Below are 24,704 nucleotides of genomic sequence, written 5' to 3'. Positions count from 1 at the left end.
GCCGCCGCCGGCGGGCCCGGCCGCGCCTGGGCCCTCAGTGGCGGTGATGACTACGAGCTGGCCTTCACTATTCCCGCTGCTGTACCGCTGCCCGCCGGCTGCACGCGCATCGGCGAGGTCCGTGAGGGCGGTGGTCTCAGCGTCGACGGGAAAGCGGAGGATGCCAGCGGTTACCGGCACTTCTGATTTCGGACTACACTGGCGGCGCCACCCCCATGCAGCGGTTGGCGCTTCGACCCCTTTCACCCACAGCCAAGGCGGAGCGGCCCATGGGCGACCACCTGCAAAACCAGCGCGAGCCACAGGCACCAGCGCTGCTGCGAAACCCCGCTCAGCTCGCCGCTTTCGGCTTTGGCAGCGGCCTTTCTCCCTGGGCGCCCGGTACCGTCGGCACCGTTGCCGCGGCGGTGATCTATTGGTACCTCCTTGCGCCCCTGCCGCTCTGGGCCTACAGCGCCGTGATCCTGGCCGCTTCCGTCGGCGGCATCTGGCTCTGCGGCGTCGCCAGCCGGCAGCTCGGCGTTCACGACCATCCGGGCATTGTCTGGGACGAGTTCGCCGGGCTCTGGGTGGCGCTCTGGGCCGTGCCCGCGTCGCCACTCTGGCTGGCCATCGCCTTCGTCGTCTTCCGGCTCCTCGATATCGCCAAGCCCTGGCCCGTGAGCGTTCTCGACAAGGACGTGGGCGGTGGCCTTGGCATCATGGCCGATGACCTCGTCGCCGGCGCCATGACCTGCGTCACCCTGCATCTGGCGATCGCCGCCCTGAGCGGCGCGGAGGCCCTCACATGACCGCCGCCACCCTCATCCGCGCCGCCCGGGTCTCGCAGAGCCCCGGTTTCCGGCGGTTTGCCCCTGCCCTGGTGCTGTCGCTGCTGTCGCTGCTGTGTCTGCTTCCCGGGCCCGCAGCGGCCCAGGACAGCGTCCAGGTCGAGGCGCTCCTGCCGGGCATGGCGGTGCTCACCATCGACGGTCGCCGCTACACGCTGCGCGATGGCGAGCGGGCCGCCGGGGTCCGGCTCCTGGCCGCCACCGCCCGCGAAGCGGTGCTCGAGATCGGCGGCGAGACGCGCCGGGCGGGTGTGTCGGAGCGCATTGCCGGGGCCTACACGGCGCCGGAGAAGCGCTCGGTGACCGTCTCCCGGGATGAACGCATGCAGTACCGCACGGCCGCGCTCATCAACGGCCGCCGCGTCGAAGTGCTTATCGACACCGGCGCCAATGTGGTGGCCATGAGCCGCCAGCACGCCGCGGCCCTCGGTATCGATAGCAGCGCGGGGGAGCCCATCCAGGTAGAGACTGCGGGCAGCACCGTGGCAGGGCACAGCGTCACCCTGAACAGCGTCGAAGTCGGCGGTATCCGCGTTGCTAACGTGCGGGCGACGGTGGTCGACGGGGACTACCCGAGGACCGTCCTCCTGGGCATGAGCTACCTGCGCCATGTGCAGCTATCCGAGGACAACGGTGTCCTGTCCCTGACCAGCCGCTGGTGAGTGGCCGGTCAGTGTCTGCTCGCCACCACACCCCCTCCCTGCTAGACTGGCGCCCCTTTTTTGGATGGACCAGCGCGTGACGGTAAGGTACGTCGAGTCGTCCCGGCTTCCCACAGACTGGGGCGTCTTCACGATGCACGGTTTCGAGGACCCCGCGGCCAGCAAGGAACACCTGGTGCTCACCATGGGCGACGTCGGCGACGGTGCTCCGGTGCTGGCGCGGGTGCACTCCGAGTGCCTGACCGGCGATGCCCTTTTCAGCCTGCGCTGCGACTGCGGTAACCAGCTCGAGGCGGCCCTCAAGGCCATTGCTGAGACGGGGCGCGGTGCGCTGTTTTATCTCCGCCAGGAGGGACGTGGCATCGGCCTGCTGAACAAGATCCGCGCTTACCGCCTGCAGGACGAGGGTGCCGACACCGTAGAGGCCAATGAGCAGCTGGGTTTCGGCCCCGATATGCGCGACTACACCATCCTCGGCCCCATGTTCGCCCACCTGGCCATCACCAGCATCAACCTCATGACCAACAACCCGCGCAAAGTCATGGCCCTCGAAGAGCTGGGTATCGAGGTGCTGCACCGTGTGCCGCTGCAAACCGACAGCAACCCCCACAACGAGAAGTACCTGCGCACCAAGGGCGCCAAGCTCGGCCATATGTTCGACGAGTAAGGCGCCGGCCCCCGTGTGAGGCGCGCCCCTGCGTCGAGGGGCTGTGGGTTTACTGCCGGGCCTGCCTCAGCGGTCGCGCGCGACGATGTAGCGGGCCAGCTCACGGAGGTCGTCGGCGTTGTCTCCGAGGGGGCTGAGGGTGGCGATGGCCGCGTCGAGGAGCGTGGTGACTTCGCGGCGGGCGCCGTCGATGCCCAGCAGGCTGACGTAGGTACTCTTGTTGGCGGCGGCATCCTTGCCCTGGGTTTTGCCGAGGGTGGCGCTGTCGCTCTCCACGTCGAGGATGTCGTCCACCACCTGGAAGGCCAGGCCAATGTGTTCGCCGTAGCGATCGAGGGCCAGTAGCGCCGTTTCGTCGGCATCAGCGCTGTGGCCGCCGAGGGCGAGGGCGGCGCGGATAAGCGCGCCGGTCTTGAGGTTGTGCATGGCCTTCAGCGCGTCGAGGCCGAGGGCCTCGCCGGTGGCGGCGACGTCGATGTACTGGCCGCCGACCATGCCCGGGAAGCCCGAGGCCGCGGCCAGCACGTCAACCATGGCCAGGCGCCGTGCCGCAGTGAGGCCCGGCGCCGCCGTGAGCAGGCTGAAGGCCTGCACCTGCATGCCGTCTCCCACGAGAATTGCCGTGGCCTCGTCATAGGCCCGGTGCAGCGTTGGCTGACCCCGGCGCAGGTCATCGTCGTCCATGGCCGGCAGGTCGTCGTGGATCAGCGAGTAGGTGTGGACCAGCTCGATGGCGGCCGCGGCGTGTTCCAGGGCCGGCGCATCACCGTGGCCGAGGGCGCGGGCGGCGCGATAGACGAGGATCGGCCGGATGCGTTTGCCGCCGACGCTGAGGGCATAGGCAACGGCCTCGCGGAGGGTTGTGGGCACCTGGCTGAGCTGCGCCTCAACCAGCGGGTGTGCGTGGGCCTCGAAGCGCTCGCGATCTGCAGACAGGGTCATGGGGCGGGGCATCCGGGGTTCGTCGCGGCGAGGACGCCGCTCCCGCAGGGGGGGCTGCTCGCACAGCGGGTGCCGCTCCAGGAGTCGGGGGTCCGGTTCATGGGTCAGGCGTCTGCGTCGTCGTCCAGCGCTGTGGCCGCGGGCTCGCCGTCGGCGTTTTCTGTGAGCTTCTGCACCTGCTGTTCCGCCTCTTGGAGGAGGGCCTGGGCCCGGCGGGTGAGAGTGATGCCCGCCTCGAAATCCTTGAGAGACTGCTCCAGCGGCTGCTCCTCGCCCTCCATGCGCCCGAGGATGCCCTCGATCTCGGCGATGGTCGCCTCCAGGGTGGCGGGGCTGGCGTCGGTGTCGGCTTTCTTGCGGCTGGGCATGGGATGACGGTCCTTCCTGCGTTATGGCGATTATACCAGCGCCGTGGCGGGCCAGTCCCGACCGGGGGCCAGGAGCCGGGAGCCGGGAGCTCTGTGGCATAATCGCCGCCGCGCCGGCTCGGGTGGGCGCAAGGGACAACCGGTCGCGCGAGGTCGCCGGTCCCAGCCTACAGGTGGGCTCATTTCCGCAGGGCTCAGGCAGTGGCTGGGGTCACCACGTCGCCCAGGGCTTCGCGTTCGACCAGCACGGTATTCCGCCGGCCCAGGAGGTCCACCAGGATGGCCGCCCGGTCTGCGTCTTTCGGCACCTGGTAGATGCCCGTAAGCCCCGCGAAGGGGCCCTGCAGGATTTCCACCACATCCCCGGGCCTGTGCGGCCAGTCGCTGTCTGAGCGGGCGCCCAGCGCCGGGTCTTCGCAGCGGCGCAGATAGTCGATCACGGCGTCGGGCATGGGCACCAGGGCCTGGCCGAAGCGCACCAGGGTGACCACGCCGACGGTGGAGCGGATAGTGGCGGTGTCCTGCTCGCCGAGGGCGACATTCACGAACAGATAGCGCGGGAAGAGGGGGCCGGTCACCCACTGCCAGCGGTTCTGCCGGCGCTTGCGCTGCCGCAGCTGCGGCAGGAAGACCTCATAGCCCTGGCGGCGGAGGTTCTCCTGTGCGAGGTCTTCGCTCCGGGCCTTGCAGTGTACGACCAGCCAGGTCATGGCGTCCTCCCTGCGGTGCGTTTCCGGGGCGTTTCCGACCCGGCTTTTGGTCTTCGTGCGCCTGTCAGCGCCGCCTCGATGCCTGCTGCGTTGTTGTCGCAAAGGCCGCAGAGCGGTGCGATCTGCAGGCGGTGGTGGCGATGCCGTCCGTTGGCTGATCGACGCCACCATTGTTGCTGCTCGGTAGCACAGTGCAGTGCACGACGTTTACGGATCTAAAGTAGCGCGTGCGGCCGGTTCCTGCCAGGGGTCCGAGGCCGGCCGGGTGCTGTCCTCCGCGATAGCGCGGTTGATGCCGGTGGCAAGCTGCAGCTGCAGGTTGGTGCTCTTGCCGGCGCTGATCGCCTGGTCCGCTTTGCGGGCGGCAAGCACGCCCTGGGGCGTCAGAGCGAAGTAGTCTTCAAACAGGCGGCACAGGCGTGCGGCACTGCCCAGGCACCAGCGCCGGCTCAACTGCGCCAGCGTGGCATTGGCAGCCCGGTCGCCGCGCGCCAGTTCGGTCATGCAGCCGTGCAGGCGCTGCTGCTGAATGAAGGCGGCGACGCCCCCGTCGCGCTCGAAGAGGCGGTAGACCGTCGCGCGGGAACAGGCAAACTGCTCACAAAGGGTGGTGACACCGAGCTCCGGGTCCTGAAGGCGCTCGTTGAGCAGAGACTTCATGGCCGCCAGCCGCGAGGTATTGGCGTACTGGGCGCGAAGCAGCGTCGGATGGTTGCTCAGGATGCCGTCGAGAAAGCCGACAAAGCCCCGGGCCACGCTCTCGGCGTCGGCCGCGTCCAGCGTCGGCAGTTGCTTCCAGAGGAGCGCCACCATCGATGCCAGCTGGAGGCCCTCGGCGGTGTTGCGGTTCCAGCTGAGGGCGGGGATCTTGACGTTCAGCAGCTTGTGGGCGGAGAGGTGGCTGCGCGGAATGCCGACGGTGAACAAGTGGCAGTCACTGCTGTTGCAGACCCAGGGCATGGACCAGTCTGTGAGCAGGATGGTGTCGGTGTTGACGGTGACGTGGTGGCGGTCGTCGATGATCAGGGCCTGGCGGCCGCGCTGCAGGATGCGCAATACGAGCCAGTTGTTGCCGCCGCTGTCGGCCATGGCCTGGCTGCGCTCATGGCGTGCCGCCGACAGGCTCCAGTGACTGAAGATCAGACCACCCACGCGCCAGCTCTCGAGATCGCGCTGCAGAGTCCAGGGTGTAGTGAGGGGGTAGACGTCGCAGTGGTCTTTCAGGGCGAGGCGCAGCGCGATGAGGTGCTGCGCCGCCGGCAGTCGGTCGGCCTGGACGCAGAGGCGCTGCACAGGTCGTTCATCGCTTGCCGGGGGAATGGTCACGCTGCACAGGCCCTGCCCTGCCTGTTGATGCCTGACCCGTGCTCACCGTTCCGTATCGTCATGACTGCTTGCCATCCACGTGTGCAATCACTTTATATTACGGGTTCTTAATCTATGCGTGTCAGTGCGCAGCGCGTACTTATGCCCAAAACCCGCTCATGCTGGGACCAAATGGCAGTTTAAGTGAGACTTTAATAAGTCCGGTGCTAACGGCAGCGACGGCTGTTCATCCAGTCACTCAGCAGTTTTGCATTCTGCCAGTAGTCCTGCTCATCGCGCCGCTCGGTCTCCTTCCCGCTGTTGGGCGTCTGCGCACGCAGGGCCTCCTGGGGCGAGAGGTCGAACTGTGCCTTGAACAGGCGACTGAAGCGATGCGGGTTGGTGAAGCCCCAGGCTGAGGCGACCTGCTCCAGCACGCCCTTGGGAGGGTTCTGGATGCGCGTCAGCTCGCGCATGCAGGTGTGCAGCCGCTGGCGCTGGATGTAGGACGCGACGCCGCCCTCGGCCTCGAACAGCCGGTAGACCGTGGCCCGGGAACAGTGGAAGCGCTCGCAGAGCATCAGCACCCCGAGGGTCGGGTCGCGCAGGTGCTCGTTGACGAATTGCTTCATGGCATCGATACGGCTGGTCTCGGCATAGTGATTGCGCAGCAGGTCTGCCTCCGACAGCAGCAGCCCGCCCACAAGCCCGGTGAAGCCCGCGGCGATGGCCGGGGCCTCCTCGTTCGTGAGCCGGGGGAGCTGCGCCAACAGGTTTTCCACGGCCATGCACAGGAGCTGGCCCTGCGCGGACGCCACCTCCCAGCCCACCGCTGGGCTTTTGTGGCCCATGAAGTCTGCCGCCGAGACGCGCTCCCGCGGGACCGCCACGGTGATCAGTTCATAATCACTGGCTACGGCGACGTAGGGAATGCTCCAGTCCTGCACGCCGATGGTTGTCGGGTCCCAGCGCATGTGGACGCGGTCATCTATCACGGCGGCCTGGCTGCCCTTGAGCACGCGCCAGACGATCAGCCACTCGCTGTTGTTCTGCTCGACGTGCCGGGCGGTGCGCTCGTAGCGTGTGGCGCTGATGCGTTGGTGTGTAATGAGGAGGTCGGCTACGGACCAGGAAGACACATCGCCCCAGAAGCCCCAGTCCGGGGTGAGGGGGACGACGTTACATTCGATGCTGCAGACGCGACGCCACAGCTCCAGATGGTGTTTTCGGGGAATGCGCTCCGCGGGAAACGCCGCGCTGAGCACCCCACTGGCAGGCAGGCCGTCTTTTGCCACACAACTCCCCGGCGGTCGTACCGCTCTTATGATGTTTTCAGGGAGTATATCGCTCCAGGCGGGCAAACAGAGGCGTTCCTTGGCTGCCTGCCTCAGGCAGCGGTATGTTTCGTCTCAGGAACCGTGCCGGGCGACAGCCGGAGGTCGGCTGCCGCCGCTGGGCGCCTCATTTCGTGCCGGCAGGCTCGATGAGGCAGCTTTCCTTTGTATTACCGGCATCCAAATGGGCCTGGAAAACCCGCGGCGCACGGCCGCGGCCGGACCACAGGTGCTCTTTGCCGTCGACCACCAGCCGGTACTTCGGCTTCACTTTGGCCCGCTTGCCTTTCGCCTTGGCTTTTGTTCTGGCTGCAGCCTTGCCCTTGCCGGCTTTCTGCTTCTTGAGATCTTCCGGATCGAGACCGGTTTCCGCGAGGAGCTGGTTGATTTTGCGGATATTCGCCGCGCGGGCGGCTTCCTCTTTTTTTGCGGCCTTGGTTTTTTCTGCAGCGAGCACTTCGTTCAGGGCCTTGATGAGTTTCTCGAGCTCGCTGATGGCGAGTTTACGCGCATCGGCCTTGAGCTTGGTCTTTGAGGAGAGAAGTTCACGAAAAGTAGACATGCTATATTTCCTTGTTGATTTAACGCGTTGATTATACTGAGCCTCAGAAAAATTAGTATGGGTATATTCAACAGGTTGATTCGTGTTTAAAATCACGATAAGTGTTGCCATGCGCGTGTCTGCGTCGAACTGCGCCGAGGGTTTTTACGAGGCATGGTGGCAGAACCTAGCCGGAGTCGTGCCCTCGTCGCGACGGGGTCTGTGATTTTCCCCACCTCAATCTGAGTCGGGGCGCCCCCACAAAGCACTTCCCACACGCTGCATCCGCAGAGCTTCCCGGGGGCGGTTCCGGCAAAGCTGCGCTAGAATACCGCCTCAGCAAACAGGGGCCTGCAATCAATGTCACCTCAGGAAGCGCTCCTCGAGAAAATCGAAGATCGCAGCGCCTCTATTGCCGTGGTGGGCCTCGGCTACGTGGGCCTGCCGCTGCTGCTGCGCTTCGCCGAAGCCGGCTTTCCGGTTCTCGGGCTCGATAGCGATCCGGAAAAACCCGCGGCCCTCGCCCGCGGCGAAAGCTATTTCACGCACATTCCCGCCGAGCGCGTCCGCGCCGCCCACGGCCCCGGCTTTGTCGTCACCACGGACTACGGCGCCGCCGACCGCGCCGATGCGCTGATCCTCTGCGTGCCCACCCCGCTCACGCAGCACCGCGAGCCGGACCTCAGCTACGTCACGGCAACGCTTTCGTCTCTGCTCCCACAGCTGCGCCCCGGCCAGGTGCTCTGCCTTGAAAGCACCACCTACCCCGGCACCACGGAAGAAATACTCCTGCCGCGGCTGCAGGAGCAGGGGTTTTCCATCGGCGAGGATTTCTTCCTCGTTTATTCACCGGAACGGGAAGACCCGGGTAATACCAGCTTCAGCACCCGGTCCATCCCGAAAATCATCAGCGGCCAGACTCCGGCCTGCCTCGCGGTGGCAAAGGCTCTTTACGGCGCTGCCGTAGACCGCGTTGTGCCCATGACATCACCGCGGGCCGCGGAAATGACCAAGCTGCTGGAGAATATTCACCGAGCCGTAAATATTGGGCTCGTCAACGAAATGAAAATCGTCGCCGACCGCATGGGCATCGATATTTTCGAAGTGGTGGAAGCCGCCGCGACAAAACCCTTCGGTTTCATGCCTTATTTCCCGGGCCCGGGGCTTGGCGGTCATTGTATCCCCATTGATCCTTTCTATCTCACGTGGAAGGCGCGGGAATATGGCATTAACACGCGCTTCATCGAGCTGGCCGGTGAGGTGAACAGCGCCATGCCCGAGTACGTAGTAAGCAAGCTGGTGGCGGGCCTCAACGTCCAGGGCAGGGCTCTGAAAGGCAGCCGGATACTGGTGCTCGGCGTGGCCTACAAGAAAAACGTCGATGACATGCGTGAATCCCCGGCGGCGGCGATCATGCAGTTGCTCGACGAGCGCGGCGCCGAGGTAGCCTATAGCGATCCGTACGTTCCGGTGTTCCCGAGGATGCGCCGCTATCGCTTCGACCTTGCCAGCGTGCCACTCACGGCGGAAAGTCTGGCGGCTTTTGATGCCGTGGTGATTGCCACGGATCACGCGGACTTTGATTATGAGCTCGTCTGGCGCAATGCCCGACTAATAATAGACCCGCGCGGCGTATTCCGGCAGCCGGCAGCGCACCTCGTGAGGGCCTAGGCTAGCCCTGAACGCTCACGGCCTGGGGCTTTGCCGCTTCGATGGCGCCCTGGCGCGCCTGCACCGCCGCCAGGAGCCCGGCAGCCGTGAGGCCGTGCTGGGCCTGCTGCTGCCCCTGGGAGCCGTGCTCCACAAAGCTGTCCTGAATGCCGGCGCGGTACACCCGCACTTCCAGGGCGTCTCTATCGAGGAACTCGCTCACCGCAGAGCCGGCGCCGCCGGCAATGGCGTTCTCCTCCAGGGTGACGAACAGGCTGTGGCCGGTGCTCAGCTCGCGCAGCAGCGCCTCGTCCAGGGGCTTCACCCAGCGCATGTCGACAACGGTGGCGCCGAGCGTTTCGGCGGCTTCCAGGGCCGCCGGGAGCAGGGTGCCGAAGTTGAGAAACGCCGTGCCGCTGCCCTCGCGCACGACCACGCCTTTGCCGATCTCCAGTGCCGTCATGGTGTCTTCGATAAAGGCGCCCGGCCCGGTCCCCCGCGGGTAGCGAATGGCCGCCGGCCCCCGGTGCTGGTAGGCCGCGTAGAGCATCTGCCGGCACTCGTTTTCGTCCGACGGCGCGCCGATCACCAGGTTCGGTATGCAGCGCATATAGGAAAGATCAAAGGCACCGTGGTGCGTGGGGCCGTCCTGGCCGACGAGGCCGGCGCGGTCGATGGCGAAGGTCACATCGAGGTTCTGGATGGCCACATCGTGGATGAACTGGTCGTAGGCGCGCTGCAGGAAGGTGGAGTAGATGGCCACCACGGGCTTCATGCCGTCGCAGGCCATGCCGGCACCGAGGGTGACGGCATGCTGCTCGGCGATGGCCACATCGTAGAAGCGCTCCGGGAAGCGCCTGGCGAACTCGACCATACCGGAGCCCTCGCACATGGCGGGGGTGATGCCCACGAGCTTGTCGTCCCGTTCGGCCATGTCGCAGAGCCAGCGCCCGAACACGTCCTGGTACTTCGGCAGCTTGGGCTTTGGCTTCTGCTCCGGCGCCGCCGGCACGGGCACCGGCGTGCTGTCGGCCTTGGGCCCTTCGATCTTGTTGATGGCGTGGAAGCCTACCGGGTCTTCCTCGGCGGGCTCGTAGCCGCGGCCCTTGCGGGTGCAGATGTGCAGGAACTGCGGGCCCTTGAGGTCGCGCATGTTCTCCAGCGTCTGCACCAGCTGCGGCAGGTCGTGGCCGTCGATGGGGCCGATGTAGTGCCAGCCGAGCTCCTCGAAGAGGGTGCCCGGGGCGACCATGCCCTTCATGTGTTCTTCCGTGCGCTTGGCCAGATCCCACGCGGGGCGCATCTTCTTGAGGACCTTCTTGCTGCCCTCGCGCATGGTGATGTAGGTCTTGCTGGCCCAGATCTTGGCGAAGTAGGTGGCCAGGCCCCCGGTGTTGTAGCCGATGGACATCTGGTTGTCGTTGAGGACTACCAGCATGTTCGGGCGCACGTCGCCGGCGTGGGCCAGGGCCTCAAAGGCCATGCCGCCGGTGATGGCGCCGTCGCCGATCACCGCGACCACGCGGCGGTCGATGCCCTGCTTCTCGGCGGCCAGGGCCATGCCCATGGCGGCGGAGATGCTGGTGGAGGAATGGCCCACGCCGAAGGTGTCGTACTCGCTTTCGCTGCGCTTCGGGAAGCCCGACAGGCCGCCGGCCTGGCGCATGGTGTGCATCTGCTGCATGCGCCCGGTGAGGATCTTGTGGGGGTAGGCCTGGTGACCCACGTCCCAGACGATGCGGTCATCGGGCGTGTTGAAAATATGATGCAGCGCGATCGTCAGCTCGACCACGCCGAGGCCGGCACCGAAGTGCCCGCCGGACTGGCCCACGCTGTAGAGCAGATAGCCGCGCAGGTCGTGCGCGAGCTGGTCAAGCTCTGCCTCGGTGAGATCGCGAAGGGAGCGGCCGGCGTCCACGGCATCGAGGAGCGGCGTGGCAGGGCGGGCGGTAGGTATTTCGGCAAACATGGGGGAATAGTAGCGCATTATGCTAGCTCCTGTGACCCGAAAAACACTCGCCTATTGATCCGGATCACGCCTTGGCGCGGCGCCGCGGTGGCCCTGGTGGAGTGCCTCCCGCAGCACCATCGCCAGGCGCAGGTAGCCGGCCTCATTGAGATTGATGCCGTCGCCGCTGTAGAGCGCGGGGTCAGGACGGCCGCTGGCGGTGGTGAGGAGGCCGTTCGCGTCAATAAGGGCAACACCGCTCTCGCGGGCCGCCCAGGCGGCCAGGGCCCGGCCCATGGCCTCGATGCGCGCGTCGTCATCGGGGTGCAGGGGCATTTTCAGGGGGGCGATCACGTAGACCATGGCGGTGGCGAGGTGCTGCCGGTTGAGGGTGACCAGCGTGCGCACGGCATCGACCAGGTCCTCGGGGGTCTTGTTGTCGCGCAGGTGCAGGTCGGCGTAGCCCGGCAGCAGTACCAGAATGTCGGGCCGGTAGAAGCCGATGAGCCGATCGTAGTAGTGGGTGAGGTCCTCGATGGTCGCATCGCCCAGGCCGCGCAGGAGCGTGGGGTAGGGCGCAAGCATCGCTGGCAGGTTGTTCCACAGCACCACGCGCCGGCCGCCGACCACGAGTACCGGTTTTTCCGGCAGGGCGAGGGTCTCGTCGGCCCGGATGATGGCCTGCATGTCCTCCGCCCAGGCGGCCGGTGACGGGTCCAGGTAGGCGCGAAACTCCTGCGCCAGCAGCCAGCCAAGGTGCAGCAGCGGCAGACACAGCAGGATGCCGAAAAACATGCGTATGCTGCGCCACTCGAACATCCGTCGTTGCCCGGCCCCGGTACCCCGGAGTGTTACCTAAAGCCCCGGCGGGGGCAACGGCTCCCTTGTGACCCGCATCGCATACCCGGCCATGGGCGCTGGCACCGGTGCGCCGGCGCGCTAGACTGTGCCGATGATCTACCAGCCGCGCATCGGCGAAGACGAGCTCTTCGCCGCCCAGCTCGAACTGCTTATGCAGAATGGCCGCGTGGCCAGCATGAGCTCGAACTGCATTGCGGCGCTTGCCATGGTCGCGCTGCTCTGGCCTTACTTCGGGCTGCTGCCGCTGCTGCTCTGGGCCTCCCTGGTGCTCCTGCTGCTGCTCCTGCGCTCCCTGCACATGAGCAACGCCCTGGCCGGGCACAGCTATCAGCGCGAGCCGAGGCGGCTCTTCTGGCGGCTGGTGTTCGGGGCTCTGCTCACCGGCGGTGTCTGGTCCGCGACCTATATCGCCGTGGCGCCGCACATTCCGCCCACCCTGCAATATGTGCTGCTGCTGATAATCGTGATGATCACCACGATTTCCCTCGCGGTGATGGTGGTGGTGCGGGAGTACTTCCTGGCCTTTCTCTTTGCCTCGCTCTTTCCCATCGCCTGGTGGAGCTTGGTGCATCTGTGGGAGCAGCCCCACAACCTGCTCGTGGGGGCCGTGCTGCTGGGGGTCTGTGCGCTGCTGCTGGTAGTGAGTAACTGGATCCACAGCTCCTTCCGCTCGATGATCGCCCTGTCCTGGGAGCGGGAGGCCATGGCCCGGGAGCTCGGCGAACTCACCGGCTCCCTGCGCGACCGCAACCGGCAGCTGAAGGCCGCCCGGCGCCAGCTCACGGATCTTGCCAACATCGATGAGCTCACCGGCCTCGGCAACCGGCGCCTGGTGAACCACGTGCTCCGCCAGGAGATCAACCGCGCCCGGCGCAGCCACGGCGAGCTGTCGGTAATCCTCATCGACGTGGACCACTTCAAGCTCTACAACGACACGTACGGCCACCCGGCCGGCGACGAAGTGCTGCGGCGCCTGGGCGATATCCTCACCCGCACCACCAGCCGTGCCGGCGAGGTGGCCGGCCGCTACGGGGGCGAGGAGTTTATTCTTATCCTCCCCGGCGCCGATGCCGACATTGCCCGGCGCACTGCCGAGAGCCTGGCGGAGCTTGTGCGCGAGGCCGCTATCCCCCACCGCAGCTCAGCCACCAGCGACCGCGTGACCGTGAGCCAGGGTGTGTTCACCGCCGCGCCGGACGGCGATCTGGAACCCATCAACCTTATCGACGCCGCCGACGCCGCGCTTTACCAGGCCAAGGCCGAGGGGCGAAATCGTATCGTCACTGCCTAGCCTGGCGCCGGAACGGTCAGCTGCCCGATACGTCCTTGAAGCGGTGAATCTGCCGCCGCTCCCGTTTGCTCGGCCGGCGTTGCGGGTTCGGGGTGATGCCGCCGGCGGCGCGGCGTGCCTCGGCGGCGGCCTCGCGGCGGGCGATGCTGTCGGGGCTTTCCTCGTAGAGCGCCTGCGCCTCCGGCGCGCCGCGGCGCTGGTCCGAGAGGGCGAGCACGGTGACCTCGCGGTCGTCCCGGCCTTGGCGGATGCGCAGCACGTCACCCGCGGCGATCTCCTTTGACACCTTCAACCGCTGGCCGTCCATCTGTACCTTGCCGCCCTCGATGGCGGCCTTGGCCAGGCTGCGGGTCTTGAAGAAACGCGCGGCCCAGAGCCATTTGTCGATGCGCAGGCGGGTAAGCGGGGCGCTGTTCAAGGGGCCGCTCCCGGGGCCACGCTCCGCGCACTGCGGGTGCGACCGGGACGGACCGACCCGCCTGGCTGCAGCCGTACGGCGTTGCCGCCGTTCATGCCGCCGCCTCCGGCATGATCTCGTCAAAGTGGTGAATACCCGGAAAGCGGGTGTCGATGCGCTTCTGCCGCCGGCTGTCGGGCTGCAGCAGCGTCAGCAGGTGGGCGATACCGTAGCGCCGGGCTGCCTCGAGCACGCTCTCCGTGTCGTCGATGAACAGGGTGCGCGCCGGGTCGAAGGGGTGCTGCGCCTGCAGCCGCTCCCAGAACGCCTGCTCCTCCTTGGCGGCGGCGAACTGGTGCGAGACCACCACGTCGTCGAACCAGGGGCGGATGTCCAGTTCCGCCATCTTGATGTCCAGGGTCACCGGGTGCGCGTTGGTCACCAGCAGCACCTGCTTCGGGCTCTCGTGCAGCCTGCGCAGGAACTCGAGCGCATGAGGGCGGATGGCGATCATATGGCGCACCTCCCGCTTCAGCGCCGGGATGTCGAGGTCCAGAAGGGCAGACCAGTGGTCCAGGCAGTACCAGGCCAGGGTGCCATGCAGCGCGTCAAAGTGGCCGCGCATGCGCGCCAGCGCCTCCTCGGCGCTGATGCCCTTGAGGTCGGCGTAGCGCTGCGGCAGGTGCTCGAGCCAGAAGTGGTTATCGTAGTGGAGGTCGAGGAGCGTGCCGTCCATATCAAGAAGCACGGTGTCGATGCGGTTCCAGTCAATCACGGTTTTTTGGCGGCCTTTCGCGGCGGTTGGCGTGAGCTCCATTATGCGGGTTTCGGCGCGCTGCTGCAGGGGCCTGCTGCGCGGGTGGTGGGCTTATTTGCAATGCAGGAGGGGCCGGTTACCCTTGCAGCGGTGCGGTTGCCTGCCCGGACGTGCCGCTGTGAACAGGAGTGTGATACCCACCTGTGCTTCATCGCCTGTTAAGCGCCCTCCGTGGACGCCGCCGCCTGTACTGGGGCACCGAGCCTGTCTCGGTAGCCGCAGACCGGGCCGTGCGCCAGGTTGCAAGGCACGCTGCGAGCCTGGGAGACCTCGTCGCCGATGCCGCGGGCATGGCGCTGGTGCTGGGCCTCGCCGCGCTCCTCCCGCGCGGGGGCCGGGGCGCCACGCCGTGAAGAACAGCCCATGACAGCCGGGCCCATTGCCCTGGCCAGCGATGCCCTCCTCGATCTCTGCAGCGCCGCCGGGGACGCCATCTTCAGCGAGTACCGCTCCAGCCGGGCCGATGAGTTCCGCGCCAAGGCCGATGATTCACCCCTCACCCGCGCCGATATGGCCTCCCACCGCATCCTCCTGGAGGGCCTGCGGCGCCTCGCCCCGGAGGTGCCCATCCTGTCGGAGGAGTCGCCCCCCGAGGCCGTGGTGGACCGGCGCAGCTGGGAGCGGCTGTGGGTCGTCGACCCCCTCGACGGCACCAAGGAGTTCCTCGGCCGCACCGGCGAGTTCACTATCAACATCGCCCTGGTGGACCGGCAGCGGCCGGTGCTCGGAGTGCTCTACCTGCCCCTGGAGCGCGTTGCCTGGCTGGGTGTGCCCGGGGAGGGGGCCTGGTGCTGCGTGCCGGAGGGCGACGGCTGGGTCCGCCGCCCCGTCTCCACGGCGGACCAGGGCGGGCATGGGGCCGCGGGGGCCGTCGACGGTATTGTCGTCCTCGCCAGCCGGCGCCATCGCAACGACCGCCTCGAACGCGTCATTGCCTTCCTGGAGGCCGAAGCCGGGCCCGTACAGCGCTGCAACAGCGGCAGTGCGCTCAAGTTCGTGCAGCTGGCGGCGGGGCAGGGGGACGTGTACCCGCGCTTTTCCCCGTGCAGCGAGTGGGACGTGGCCGCCGGGCAGGCGCTCCTCGAGGGGGCCGGCGGGGCGGTGCTCGGTCTCGATGGGCAGCCCCTGCGCTACAACGCCCGGGCGACGCTCCTCAGCCCCCACTTTCTGGCGGTGGCAGACCCGGCCCGGCCCCTGTGGCGGGCGCTGCTGGCGGAGCTCTGAGCCGGCGCGGTATAGTGAGGGTCCCCAATGGCCGGAAGTGACGAGATGGTGCAGCATGATGAAATGGCCGCCCGGTAAGGGCGGGCACAACGGTGAGGCAGCGGCGAATGAGACGATCACGCCTGCCATGCGCCTCATGCAGCTCCAGGCCCGGCATCGGGCGCTGGATAACAAGATCACGGAAATGCTGGGTTTCCCCTACCAGAACCAGATCCTCCTGCAGCGCTTGAAGAAGGAGAAGCTGCGCCTGAAAGACGCGATCTCCCGCCTCAAGGACGAGATGATCCCCGATCTGGACGCCTGAACCGTGGACGTCACCGTCGACAAACCGGCCCGCAGCGCCCGTTGCAAACGCCGGAGGAGGTGAACCATGGATCTTGTGGTCTATGCTGTCCCCCTGTTCATCGCCGCCATGGTCGTGGAGCTGGCCTGGGGGCTGCGCACCGGGCGCAACACCTACCGCGTCAACGACGCCGTCGGCAGCCTGTTCCTCGGCACCCTGAGCCAGGCCCGGCGCTTTGTCACCCTCGGCGTCGGCGGGCTGGTATATCACTGGGTGGGCGAGTCGCTGGCCATCGCCCGCCTCGACGCCGGCCACTGGGGTACCTGGGTCTTCGCCTTTGTGCTCTACGACCTCTGTTACTACTGGCTGCACCGCCTCGGCCACGAGCGCACGCTCTTCTGGGCCGCGCACGTTGCCCACCACCAGAGCGAGGACTACAACCTCTCCACGGCCCTGCGCCAGACCAGCACGGGCTTTCTCTTTGGCTGGGTCTTCTACCTGCCGCTGTTCTTCGCCGGCGTGCCGGCGTCGCTGTTCGTGACCGTGGGCTCGCTGAACCTTATTTACCAGTTCTGGGTGCATACGCAGCACGTGGGCAAACTCGGCTGGTTCGAGGCCCTCTTCGTCACACCGTCGAACCACCGCGTGCACCACGCCCAGAATGACCGCTATGTCGACCGCAACTACGGCGGGGTTTTCATCCTCTGGGATCGGCTCTTCGGCACCTTTCAGGAAGAACTCGACGACGAGCCCTGCATCTACGGTATCCGCGGCCCCCTGCGCAGCTTCAACCCGGTGAAGGCGCTGACCCACAGCTACGTCGCCATGGCCCGGGACAGCTGGCGGGCCCGGCGCTGGCGCGACAAGCTCCGGGTCTGGGTGGCGCGCACGGGCTGGCGCCCGGCCGATGTGGCGGCGGCAGACCCGCAGCCGAAGGCGGCGCTGGACCGCTTCGAACGCTACGACCCGCCCGTCGCCCCCGGCGTGCCGGCCTATGCCCTGGGGCAGCTGGTAGCGGTGGTGGGCCTGCTGGCCTTCATGCAGTGGACGGCCCTCGGCTACGGGCAGGGTGTGGCGCTGTGGGCGGTGATGCTGGCGACGACGGTGACCACGGCGCTCTGGCTGCAGGGCGTGCCCCCGCAGCGGGCCGCGGCCTGGGATGCGCTGCGGCTGCTGCTTGCCGTGCCGGTGCTGGCCTGGGCGGGGGGTGCCTCGCTGCCGTTTCTCGCCGCCGCGGCCGGCTACCTCGCCGCCAACGCCCTGGCGCTGCCCTGGCTCTGGCGCCGGACACCCGCGATGGCGTCCCTCAGCTCTTAGCTCTTAGCTCTTAGCTCTTAACGCTTAACTTCGACGGTCGCCTCCGCCTTTGCCGCGGCCGCCGGTCCGTCGAGCACGCGGATGGCGTGCGTGCCGAAGCCGGCCCCGGCCTCGGCGAACAGGTTGAATACCGAGATGCCCTTGCGCTCCAGCTCCCGGGCTTCCTCCGCGAAGCGTACCACCGCCGCCATTTCACCCCGGTAGCCGAGCCGGTCGAGCATGCGCACTACCAGCATGTTCTCCTGGTGGTTGGTGAGGGCCAAGAGGATCAGTTCGACGTCGTTGAGGTCCACGCGGGCCCAGAAGTCCGGGTCCGAGGCGTCGGCCGCCTCCACGCGTCGGTGCATGGCGCGGTGCACGGCCAGCTTGCGGTCGTTGTCGTCCACGCCCAGCACCTCCCAGCCGTAGCGCTGGGCCAGGGTTTCGTAGGCGCCGGTGCCGATGTTGCCCATGCCGAGCACCAGCACCCGCACATCGTCGGTGTTGCCGCGGGTCGCCCGCACCTGGGTGGATTCGAAGCGGGCCAGTCGCTCCCGGTGCCGCCGGTAGAGGCTGTGGGAGAGGCCGTTGAGGGGCGCGGCGAGGATGAAGCTCACGGCGATGGCGATGGACAGCGCCGCGCTCCAGACCGGCTCCACCCAGCCCGCGGTGGCCGCCACGGCGATCACGATTAGCCCGAACTCCGAGTGGTTGGCCAGGGCGTTGGAGGCCAGCAGGGCCGTGCGCGGGGGCGTGTGCAGCCAGGTGAGGATGGGGAAGTAGAGCAGAGGCTTGAGGAGCGCCAGGGCGCCGAGCACCGCGGCCAGCGCGATAATCTCCGGCGCCGGCCAGCCGCCGAGGCCGATGGACAGGAAAAAGCCCACCAGGAACAGGTCCTTGAACAGGAGCAGGTTGTAGGAGAGCTCCTTCGCCTTCTGGTCACCGGCGAGGATGGCGCCGATGACCAGCGCGCCCAGGTCGCCCTTGATACCCACGGCCTCGCACACGCCGGCGCTGCCGAAGGCGAGGGCCAGCCCGAAGAGCGTGAACAGTTCGCCGTGGCCGGCCAGCGCCAGCAGCCGCAGCACCAGGGGCCGCAGGGGGATTGCCAGCAGCAGCAGGATCGCCGCCGGCTGCGGCACCTTGCCGGTGGTGAAGGCGAGGAACAGCACCGCGGCGAGGTCCTGGATGATGAGGACACCGATGGCGAGGTTGGCGTGGCGGGAGGCCATCTCGCCGCGCTCCTGCATGATCTGAATGACAAAGACGGTGCTCGAGAAGGTAAAGGCGAAGGCGATCACCAGCTTCGCCCCGAGGTCCAGTCCCAGCCCCGGCAGTACAAGGTTGACGGCCCAGAGCACGCCGAGGAAGAACAACTGCGTCGCCGCCATGTGCAGCACCGTGGTGCCCCAGATGTGGCTCTTGAACAGGTCGCGGAGCTGCAGCTTGAGGCCGATGGTGAACAGCAGCAGCGTCACCCCCGCATCGGCAAGGACCTGCAGCAGGTCGCCGCCGGCGACGTCGAGCTCGTGGAGCACAAAGCCGGCGCCGAGGTAGCCCACCAGCGCCGGCAGGCCGATGGCCCGGGCGAGCATGCCCGTTGCCAGCGCGGTGAGAATAATGAGCGGATCGATCATCGGTCAGTCATCCATCCCTGCGCCTGGCGTCCCCGCCGCCTCAATGGGTGGGCGCATGACGTGCCTGCCAGAGGAGCCAGAGCGCGGTTGCCGCAATCAGCACGTCCACCACGGTACGCAGCTGCTCCCAGGCCAGCACCGGCAGCGGCGCAAAGGCCAGCCAGGCCCGGGCCCCGCAGAGCCCCGCTGCGAGCACCAGGGTGAAGCGCGACACGCCGAAAAGCCCGAGGCCCAGGAGCAGGTAGCCACCGCCGCTGAGCGCTGTAAGCAGCACCGCTGCCCCGAGATCGAAGACCCAGAGCATGGCCACCTGCGCCAGCCCGGCGATGGTAACGAGGGTGGCGGTGGCGCTACGCAGCGGTGTTGACGAGGTCACGGGCATCGCCGGGAAGGTAGCACAGCCCATGCCGGCGGAGGAGGGCCAAAGGTGGGATTGACGTCTCCGCCGCGACCCGCGCCGGCGGCCCGGTCAGCCGGCGCTGCGGCGGGCGCGGGCGACCTTCGAGCCGCTCGGCCGCCCCAGGAACCCGCTGATGTGTTCGCCGGCGGCGATGAGCCGGTCGAGGTCTATGCCGGTAGCGAGGCCCAGGCCCTCCAGCAGGTAGACCACGTCCTCCGTGGCGACATTGCCCGACGCTCCCGGGGCGTAGGGGCAGCCGCCGAGGCCGGCCACGGCGGCGTCGATGCGGCGAATGCCGAGGTCCACCGCAGCGAGGATGTTCGCCAGTGCCTGGCCGTAGCTGTCGTGGCAGTGCACCGCCAGCTGCGCCGGGGCGAAGGCGCCGAGCAGCTCTGTAAGCAGCGCGCGCATGCTTCCGGCGGTCCCCACGCCGATGGTGTCGCCGAGGGACACCTCGTAGCAGCCGAGCTCGAGCAGGTCGCCTGTGACCCGGGCCACGGCCGCCGGCGCCAGCGCACCCTCGTAGGGGCAGCCCAGCACGCAGGACACGTAGCCGCGCACGGGGAGGCCCGCCTCAGCCGCCGCGGCCATCACCGGCCGGAAACGCTCGATGCTCTCGGCAATGCTGCAGTTGATGTTCTTCTGCGAGAAGCTCTCCGAGGCCGCCGCGAACACCGCCACCTCATCCGCGCCCGCCGCCAGGGCCCGCTCGAAGCCGCGCAGGTTCGGCGTGAGCGCCGTGTAACGAACGCCCGCTCTGCGCGCGATGGCGGCGAAGAGCGCCTCACTGTCGGCCATCTGCGGCACCCACGTGGGGTTCACGAAGCTGCCCGCCTCTATCACGGTGAGGCCGGCGTCGGCCAGGTCTTCCACCAGCTGCTGTTTCACTGCCAGCGGCAGCTCGCCGGGCTCGTTCTGCAGGCCGTCCCGGGGGCCGACCTCGATCAGGGTGACGCTGTCGTCGCTCATGCCGCGTCCTCCGTCGGCGTGAAGGCGACCAGGGCAGCGCCGCCGTCCACCAGGTCGCCGGCGGCGAAGCGGAAGGCGTCGACGGTGCCGTCTACCGGTGCCTTCACGGTGTGTTCCATCTTCATGGCCTCGAGAATCATGAGCGGCGTGCCGGCGCTCACCGCGGCGCCGGGCTCGGCGAGGAGGGCAATGACCCGGCCGTTCATGGGCGCGGTGAGGCCCGCGAGGGCACCGGCGCCGCCGCCTTCACCGGTAGCCGGCGCGATGGCGTGGAAGGGGCAGGCCCGGTCCGGGAAGAACAGGGTCCAGCCCGGGGAGGACTCAACCAGCAACACGCGCTGGTGGTGGCCGTCGAGGGTGAGGTCGAGTGCCAGGCTGGCGCCGGGCGGTGCGCCGTGGGGGGCGTATCCCCGCGTCGGCAGGGTGTGGCGCAGCTCTGAGGCCTGTCGCGGCGAGGACGCCGCTGCCACGGCAACGGTCTGCGCGGCGACCGTTCCCGGCGGGGCTGCTGGTGCCGGGGCTGCTGGTGCCGGGGCCGCTGCCACCTGCAGCGGGTCGCCGGCCCCTGTGGCAGACGCGTCCTCGCGCGGACCGGGGACGGTCACCCGGTATTCGCCGGCCCCCCGGTGCTCGACAGCGATGTCGTGATCGCGGCCGTGGCAGTGCAGGGTGAGCTGCTGCCGGTGCCCGGCGTTCATGCGCCAGCCACCCACTGCCGCCCAGGGGCTGTGCGGGTCCCCGGCGGGGGCAACCGTGGCCTCGGCCTGCAGGCACGCCAGGGCGGCCGCGCAGGCCGCGCTATCCCGTGCCATGACCCCCGGCGCCTCGCGGAAAATCTCGGCGCGGTGGCGCTCAATAAAGCCGGTGTCGAGCCGGGCCTCGCGAAAAGCGCTGGTGGTCGCCAGGTTGTAGAGGAAGCCGAGGTTGGTCACCGTGCCGGCGATACGGTAGGCGCGCAGAGCGCCGGCAAGGCGGTCCAGGGCCCGGTCCCGGTTCTCGTCCCAGACCACCAGCTTGGCAATCATCGGGTCATAGTGCATGGAGATCTCGTCGCCGCTGCGCACACCGCTGTCCACGCGCACGTGCCGATTTTCCGGCGGTGGCGCATGATAGGTCAGGCGGCCGGTGGCGGGGAGGAAGTCCTGCTCTGCATCTTCGGCATATACCCGCGCCTCGATCGCATGGCCGCGCAGCACGATCTCATCCTGGGCCAGCGGCAGGGGCTGGCCGGCAGCCACCCGCAGCTGCCACTCCACCAGATCCTGCCCCGTGATCAGCTCTGTGACCGGGTGTTCCACCTGCAGCCGGGTGTTCATCTCCATAAAGTAGAACTGCCCGTCCGCGTCGAGGAGGAACTCAACGGTGCCGGCGCCGCGGTAGTCGATGGCTCGCGCCGCTTCCACGGCCGCGGCGCCCATGCGCGCCCGCAGGGCGGCATCCACCCCGGGCGCCGGGGCCTCCTCCAGCACCTTCTGGTGCCGGCGCTGCACGGAGCAGTCGCGCTCGGCGAGGTACACGGCGCCGCCGTGGCCGTCGCAGAACACCTGCACTTCCACGTGCCGGGGCTGGCCGAGGTATTTCTCCACCAGCATGCGCTCGTCGCCGAAGCTCGCCGCCGCCTCGCGCTTCGCCGCGGCCAGGGCGTCGTCAAAGCCATCGTCGCTTTCCACCACGCGCATGCCTTTGCCGCCGCCGCCGGCGGTGGCCTTCAGCAGCACCGGGTAGCCCATGGCATCGGCGGCCCCGCGCAGCGTCGCCGGGTTCTGGTCGTCGCCGTGGTAGCCGGGGATCAGCGGCACGCCGGCTTTTTCCATGATCTGCTTGGCCGCGGCTTTGCTGCCCATGGCCGCAATAGCGCTCGCCGGCGGGCCGATGAACACGACGCCGGCGGTCTCGCAGGCGTCGGCGAAGGCGGCGTTCTCTGACAGGAAGCCGTAGCCGGGATGAATGGCCCCGGCTCCCGTGCGCCGCGCGGCCTCCAGCACCGCGTCGCCCCTCAGGTACGATTCCCGCGCCGGCGCCGGCCCCAGGTGCACGGCCTCGTCGGCCAGCGTCACGTGCAGGGCCGAGGCATCGGCATCGGAATAGACGGCGACGGTGCCGATGCCCAGGCGCCGGCAGGTCCGGATCACCCGGCAGGCGATTTCGCCCCGGTTGGCAATGAGTACCTTGCGGAACATTTCAGCTCTCCTCTCAGCGCTCTTCGCCGTCCCCGGTGGATCTGCGCCAGGCCGGCGCACGCTTTTCCAGGAAGGCGGACAGCCCCTCCTGGCCTTCTTCCGAGACGCGGATGTGCGCAATGCGCGCGCAGGTGTCTTCGATGAGCGCCGCGGTCAGTTTCGCCCCGGCCACGCCGCGCACGAGGTCTTTTGCCGCCCGCTGCGCCTCTGGTCCGCCCAGCAGCAGTTCGTCAACAAGCGCCGAGGCGTGCGCGTCGAGGTGCTCTGCGGCGCAGGTTTCGCTCACCAGTCCGAGCTGCAGCGCCGTGGCCGCGTCAAAGGCCTCGCCGGTGAGCATGTAGCGGCTGGCTGCCCGCTCGCCGATGGCTTTGACGACGTAGGGGCCGATGGTCGCCGGGATGAGCCCGATGCGCACCTCGGACAGTGCAAAGCGCGCCCGCTCGCTCGCCACGGCCATGTCGCAGCAGCTCACCAGCCCTACGGCGCCCCCGAATGCCGCCCCCTGCACGACGGCCACGGTGGGCATGGGCAGCCGGTACAGGTCCTGCAGCATGCCCGCCAGCTCTTCGGCGTCTTTCATGTTGTGCCCATAGTCGTACTCGGCCATGCGCCGCATCCACGCGAGGTCACCGCCGGCGGAGAAGTGTTTCCCGGCCCCGCGCAGTACGACTACCCGCACGCTGTTGTCTTTGTGCAGGGCCCTGAAGGCATCGCGCAGTTCACCGATCACCACATCATCGAACGCGTTGTGCTTGGCCTGGCGGTCGAGGGTAACGGTGGCGACCCCCCGCTCATCGATTTGCGTTGTGACAGTACTCTCAGTCATGGCTGGTATTCCGTGGTGTTTGCTTGCGCTTCATGCTTCGGTGCCGGGGCTTGATGCTTCGATCCTGGCGCGCCATGGTTCGATCCCGGCACCAGGTCTGGGAAAAAGCCCTTCGGGATACGCTACGAGCACATCCATGTGCGCTCGGCGCCGGCCATCCATGGCCGTCGACGATCCCGAAGGGCTTTTTCCCAGCCCCGGCGCCTGCCGTGGTGCTATTCCCTGAACGTGGGTTGTTCTCGGCAGGAGCGGAACTGCTCCGCTTGATGTTGGTAGGGCCCTTCAAACCAGGAGGAACGAAACTGCCATGCATGAAGTTGGCAGTTCCCGCCAGCTTAAGCGGATCGAAACTGCCGAGCGTTGGTGTGGCAGGGCCTGCCGGCGGTGCGGGAAACGGGGTGTGGGACCGTCGCGAGCCATGGATGGCTCGCGTCGAGCGCACATGGATGTGCTTGTAGCGTGTCCCATACCCCCTTTCCCGCACCGCCGGCATCACGAAGCATCTCACCTGCAGCCCCTCATGCCCTCGATCCCGCTCAGCAGGCATCACGAAGCACCCCACCTGCAGCTCCTCGACACACACAGCGTCACATCCGAAACACCCCGAACCGCGACTCCGGTATCGGGGCGTTCAGGCTGGCGGAGAGAGCGAGGGCGAGGACGGTGCGGGTGTCCGCGGGGTCGATAACGCCGTCGTCCCAGAGGCGGGCGGACGCGTAGTAGGGGTGGCCCTGGGCCTCGTAGCGGTCGAGGATCGGCTGCTTGAAGGCCTGCTCTTCCTCGGGGGTCATGGCCTTGCCCTCGCGGGCGAGCTGATCCTGCTTCACCGTGGCAAGCACGCCCGCGGCCTGCTCGCCGCCCATCACCGAAATGCGCGCGTTGGGCCAGAGGAACAAAAAGCGCGGGTCATAGGCGCGGCCGCACATCGCATAATTGCCGGCGCCGAAAGAGCCGCCGATCACCACCGTGAACTTCGGTACATCCGCGCAGGCGACCGCGTGCACCATCTTCGCGCCGTGGCGGGCGATGCCGCCGGCCTCGTATTGGCGGCCGACCATAAAGCCCGTGATGTTCTGCAGGAACACCAGCGGGATCTTGCGCTGGGCGCAGAGCTCCACAAAGTGCGCGCCCTTCACGGCAGACTCCGAAAACAGAATGCCGTTGTTGGCGATGATCCCCACCGGGTAGCCGTGGAGCCGGGCGAAGCCGCAGACCAGCGTGTCGCCGTAGAGCGCCTTGAACTCGTCGAAATCCGAGCCGTCGACGATGCGGGCGATCACCTCGCGGACGTCGTAGGGCCGGCGCGTGTCGGCGGGGATCAGGCGGTAGAGATCTTCGGCGGGGTAGGCCGGCTCGATTGGGTCGGCGACATCCAGGGTGACCTGCTTGCGCCAATTGAGGCGGGCCACGGCACGGCGCGTAAGCTCGATGGCGTGGGCGTCGTTGTTGGCGTAGTGGTCCGTCACGCCGGACTCGCGGCAGTGTACGTCGGCGCCGCCGAGGGTTTCGGCGTCGACCACCTCGCCGGTGGCGGCCTTTACCAGCGGCGGGCCGCCGAGGAAGATC

General features: G+C 67.9%; 25 protein-coding genes and 1 pseudogene. 10 read left to right on the top strand and 16 right to left on the bottom strand.

Annotated elements, in window-relative coordinates:
* The 4 genes and pseudogenes from HRUBRA_RS15450 to ribA form a co-directional block, all read left to right on the top strand.
* A pseudogene (locus HRUBRA_RS15450) lies at nucleotides 1-186 on the top strand (thiamine-phosphate kinase); the annotation flags it as partial.
* An 83-nt stretch (nucleotides 187-269) separates the two neighbouring features.
* Nucleotides 270-791, top strand: a complete 522-nt coding sequence (locus HRUBRA_RS12740) for a phosphatidylglycerophosphatase A family protein (protein ID WP_084592647.1) — start codon at nucleotides 270-272, stop codon at nucleotides 789-791.
* Complete coding sequence (locus HRUBRA_RS12735; RefSeq protein WP_052094848.1) at nucleotides 788-1,492, top strand: retropepsin-like aspartic protease family protein; 705 nt, start codon at nucleotides 788-790, stop codon at nucleotides 1,490-1,492. Before HRUBRA_RS12740 ends, HRUBRA_RS12735 begins: the two co-directional genes overlap by 4 nt.
* 64 nt (nucleotides 1,493-1,556) lie before the next feature.
* Nucleotides 1,557-2,159 (top strand): GTP cyclohydrolase II, encoded by a 603-nt coding sequence (gene ribA / locus HRUBRA_RS12730; protein ID WP_407681019.1) that lies wholly within the window; start codon nucleotides 1,557-1,559, stop codon nucleotides 2,157-2,159.
* 66 nt (nucleotides 2,160-2,225) lie between these two features.
* Here ribA and HRUBRA_RS12725 read toward each other — a convergent pair whose 3' ends face one another.
* From HRUBRA_RS12725 to HRUBRA_RS12700, 6 genes are all read right to left on the bottom strand, one after another.
* A complete protein-coding gene (locus HRUBRA_RS12725; RefSeq protein ID WP_236629871.1) occupies nucleotides 2,226-3,101 on the bottom strand; it encodes a polyprenyl synthetase family protein in 876 nt (291 codons plus the stop codon).
* 104 nt (nucleotides 3,102-3,205) lie between these two features.
* Nucleotides 3,206-3,469, bottom strand: a complete 264-nt coding sequence (gene xseB, locus HRUBRA_RS12720) for an exodeoxyribonuclease VII small subunit (RefSeq protein WP_035517753.1) — start codon at nucleotides 3,467-3,469, stop codon at nucleotides 3,206-3,208.
* A 194-nt stretch (nucleotides 3,470-3,663) separates the two neighbouring features.
* The gene (gene nusG / locus HRUBRA_RS12715) at nucleotides 3,664-4,179 is read right to left on the bottom strand and encodes a transcription termination/antitermination protein NusG (protein ID WP_035517752.1); all 516 of its coding nucleotides are present in this window, start codon (nucleotides 4,177-4,179) and stop codon (nucleotides 3,664-3,666) included.
* A 207-nt stretch (nucleotides 4,180-4,386) separates the two neighbouring features.
* Complete coding sequence (locus tag HRUBRA_RS12710) at nucleotides 4,387-5,472, bottom strand: AraC-like ligand-binding domain-containing protein (RefSeq protein WP_035517751.1); 1,086 nt, start codon at nucleotides 5,470-5,472, stop codon at nucleotides 4,387-4,389.
* Nucleotides 5,473-5,711: 239 nt separating this feature from the next.
* Nucleotides 5,712-6,779, bottom strand: a complete 1,068-nt coding sequence (locus HRUBRA_RS12705; protein WP_035517749.1) for a helix-turn-helix domain-containing protein — start codon at nucleotides 6,777-6,779, stop codon at nucleotides 5,712-5,714.
* 166 nt (nucleotides 6,780-6,945) lie between these two features.
* A complete protein-coding gene (locus HRUBRA_RS12700; RefSeq protein WP_084592644.1) occupies nucleotides 6,946-7,491 on the bottom strand; it encodes an H-NS histone family protein in 546 nt (181 codons plus the stop codon).
* Between the two features lie 228 nt (nucleotides 7,492-7,719).
* On the opposite strand from HRUBRA_RS12700, the gene HRUBRA_RS12695 reads away from it, so the two are divergent.
* On the top strand, nucleotides 7,720-9,030 hold the full coding sequence (locus HRUBRA_RS12695; RefSeq protein WP_035517746.1) for a nucleotide sugar dehydrogenase: 1,311 nt from the start codon (nucleotides 7,720-7,722) through the stop codon (nucleotides 9,028-9,030).
* Between the two features lies 1 nt (nucleotide 9,031).
* On the opposite strand, the gene dxs is transcribed toward HRUBRA_RS12695, so the two are convergent.
* Both dxs and HRUBRA_RS12685 read right to left on the bottom strand, forming a co-directional pair.
* On the bottom strand, nucleotides 9,032-10,978 hold the full coding sequence (dxs, locus tag HRUBRA_RS12690; protein ID WP_035517765.1) for a 1-deoxy-D-xylulose-5-phosphate synthase: 1,947 nt from the start codon (nucleotides 10,976-10,978) through the stop codon (nucleotides 9,032-9,034).
* Nucleotides 10,979-11,029: 51 nt separating this feature from the next.
* The gene (locus HRUBRA_RS12685; RefSeq protein WP_236629870.1) at nucleotides 11,030-11,752 is read right to left on the bottom strand and encodes a GDSL-type esterase/lipase family protein; all 723 of its coding nucleotides are present in this window, start codon (nucleotides 11,750-11,752) and stop codon (nucleotides 11,030-11,032) included.
* 157 nt (nucleotides 11,753-11,909) lie between these two features.
* Here HRUBRA_RS12685 and HRUBRA_RS12680 point away from each other — a divergent pair, with 157 nt between their 5' ends.
* Entirely contained in the window at nucleotides 11,910-13,109 is a 1,200-nt protein-coding gene (locus HRUBRA_RS12680; RefSeq protein ID WP_035517745.1) for a GGDEF domain-containing protein, read from the top strand.
* 16 nt (nucleotides 13,110-13,125) lie between these two features.
* Here the strand turns inward: HRUBRA_RS12680 and HRUBRA_RS12675 are convergent, their stop codons facing one another.
* Together HRUBRA_RS12675 and yrfG are read right to left on the bottom strand one after the other, a co-directional pair.
* Nucleotides 13,126-13,527: an RNA-binding S4 domain-containing protein gene (locus HRUBRA_RS12675; protein WP_035517743.1), complete on the bottom strand. Its 402-nt coding sequence runs from the start codon at nucleotides 13,525-13,527 to the stop codon at nucleotides 13,126-13,128.
* 91 nt (nucleotides 13,528-13,618) lie between these two features.
* Nucleotides 13,619-14,281 carry a GMP/IMP nucleotidase gene (yrfG, locus tag HRUBRA_RS12670; protein WP_035517761.1) on the bottom strand — a complete coding sequence of 221 codons (663 nt, stop codon included), beginning with the start codon at nucleotides 14,279-14,281 and terminating at the stop codon, nucleotides 13,619-13,621.
* 185 nt (nucleotides 14,282-14,466) lie between these two features.
* Here yrfG and HRUBRA_RS12665 point away from each other — a divergent pair, with 185 nt between their 5' ends.
* The 4 genes from HRUBRA_RS12665 (at nucleotide 14,467) to HRUBRA_RS12650 (ending at nucleotide 17,147) form a co-directional block, all read left to right on the top strand.
* On the top strand, nucleotides 14,467-14,676 hold the full coding sequence (locus tag HRUBRA_RS12665; protein ID WP_035517742.1) for a hypothetical protein: 210 nt from the start codon (nucleotides 14,467-14,469) through the stop codon (nucleotides 14,674-14,676).
* A gap of 10 nt (nucleotides 14,677-14,686) precedes the next feature.
* Nucleotides 14,687-15,547, top strand: coding sequence for a 3'(2'),5'-bisphosphate nucleotidase CysQ (gene cysQ / locus HRUBRA_RS12660; protein ID WP_035517740.1), 861 nt, complete (start codon nucleotides 14,687-14,689; stop codon nucleotides 15,545-15,547).
* A 58-nt stretch (nucleotides 15,548-15,605) separates the two neighbouring features.
* The gene (locus HRUBRA_RS12655; protein ID WP_035517759.1) at nucleotides 15,606-15,851 is read left to right on the top strand and encodes a YdcH family protein; all 246 of its coding nucleotides are present in this window, start codon (nucleotides 15,606-15,608) and stop codon (nucleotides 15,849-15,851) included.
* Between the two features lie 66 nt (nucleotides 15,852-15,917).
* Nucleotides 15,918-17,147 (top strand): sterol desaturase family protein, encoded by a 1,230-nt coding sequence (locus tag HRUBRA_RS12650; RefSeq protein WP_035517739.1) that lies wholly within the window; start codon nucleotides 15,918-15,920, stop codon nucleotides 17,145-17,147.
* 17 nt (nucleotides 17,148-17,164) lie between these two features.
* Here HRUBRA_RS12650 and HRUBRA_RS12645 read toward each other — a convergent pair whose 3' ends face one another.
* The 6 genes from HRUBRA_RS12645 to HRUBRA_RS12620 all read right to left on the bottom strand — a co-directional run.
* Nucleotides 17,165-18,763, bottom strand: a complete 1,599-nt coding sequence (locus HRUBRA_RS12645) for a cation:proton antiporter domain-containing protein (RefSeq protein ID WP_052094845.1) — start codon at nucleotides 18,761-18,763, stop codon at nucleotides 17,165-17,167.
* A 40-nt stretch (nucleotides 18,764-18,803) separates the two neighbouring features.
* Nucleotides 18,804-19,139, bottom strand: coding sequence for a hypothetical protein (locus HRUBRA_RS12640; RefSeq protein WP_144244473.1), 336 nt, complete (start codon nucleotides 19,137-19,139; stop codon nucleotides 18,804-18,806).
* A gap of 93 nt (nucleotides 19,140-19,232) precedes the next feature.
* A complete protein-coding gene (locus tag HRUBRA_RS12635) occupies nucleotides 19,233-20,132 on the bottom strand; it encodes a hydroxymethylglutaryl-CoA lyase (RefSeq protein WP_035517736.1) in 900 nt (299 codons plus the stop codon).
* Nucleotides 20,129-22,312 (bottom strand): acetyl/propionyl/methylcrotonyl-CoA carboxylase subunit alpha, encoded by a 2,184-nt coding sequence (locus tag HRUBRA_RS15745; protein ID WP_035517735.1) that lies wholly within the window; start codon nucleotides 22,310-22,312, stop codon nucleotides 20,129-20,131. Before HRUBRA_RS15745 ends, HRUBRA_RS12635 begins: the two co-directional genes overlap by 4 nt.
* A gap of 13 nt (nucleotides 22,313-22,325) precedes the next feature.
* The gene (locus HRUBRA_RS12625) at nucleotides 22,326-23,138 is read right to left on the bottom strand and encodes an enoyl-CoA hydratase/isomerase family protein (protein WP_035517733.1); all 813 of its coding nucleotides are present in this window, start codon (nucleotides 23,136-23,138) and stop codon (nucleotides 22,326-22,328) included.
* Between the two features lie 587 nt (nucleotides 23,139-23,725).
* Nucleotides 23,726-24,704 (bottom strand): carboxyl transferase domain-containing protein (locus tag HRUBRA_RS12620; protein ID WP_035517732.1); only part of this gene is annotated, 979 nt, incomplete at its 5' end.

Origin of the sequence: Pseudohaliea rubra DSM 19751 (assembly GCF_000764025.1) — a bacterium.
Lineage (GTDB): Bacteria > Pseudomonadota > Gammaproteobacteria > Pseudomonadales > Halieaceae > Pseudohaliea > Pseudohaliea rubra.
This window is presented reverse-complemented; position numbering and strand designations above follow the sequence as displayed.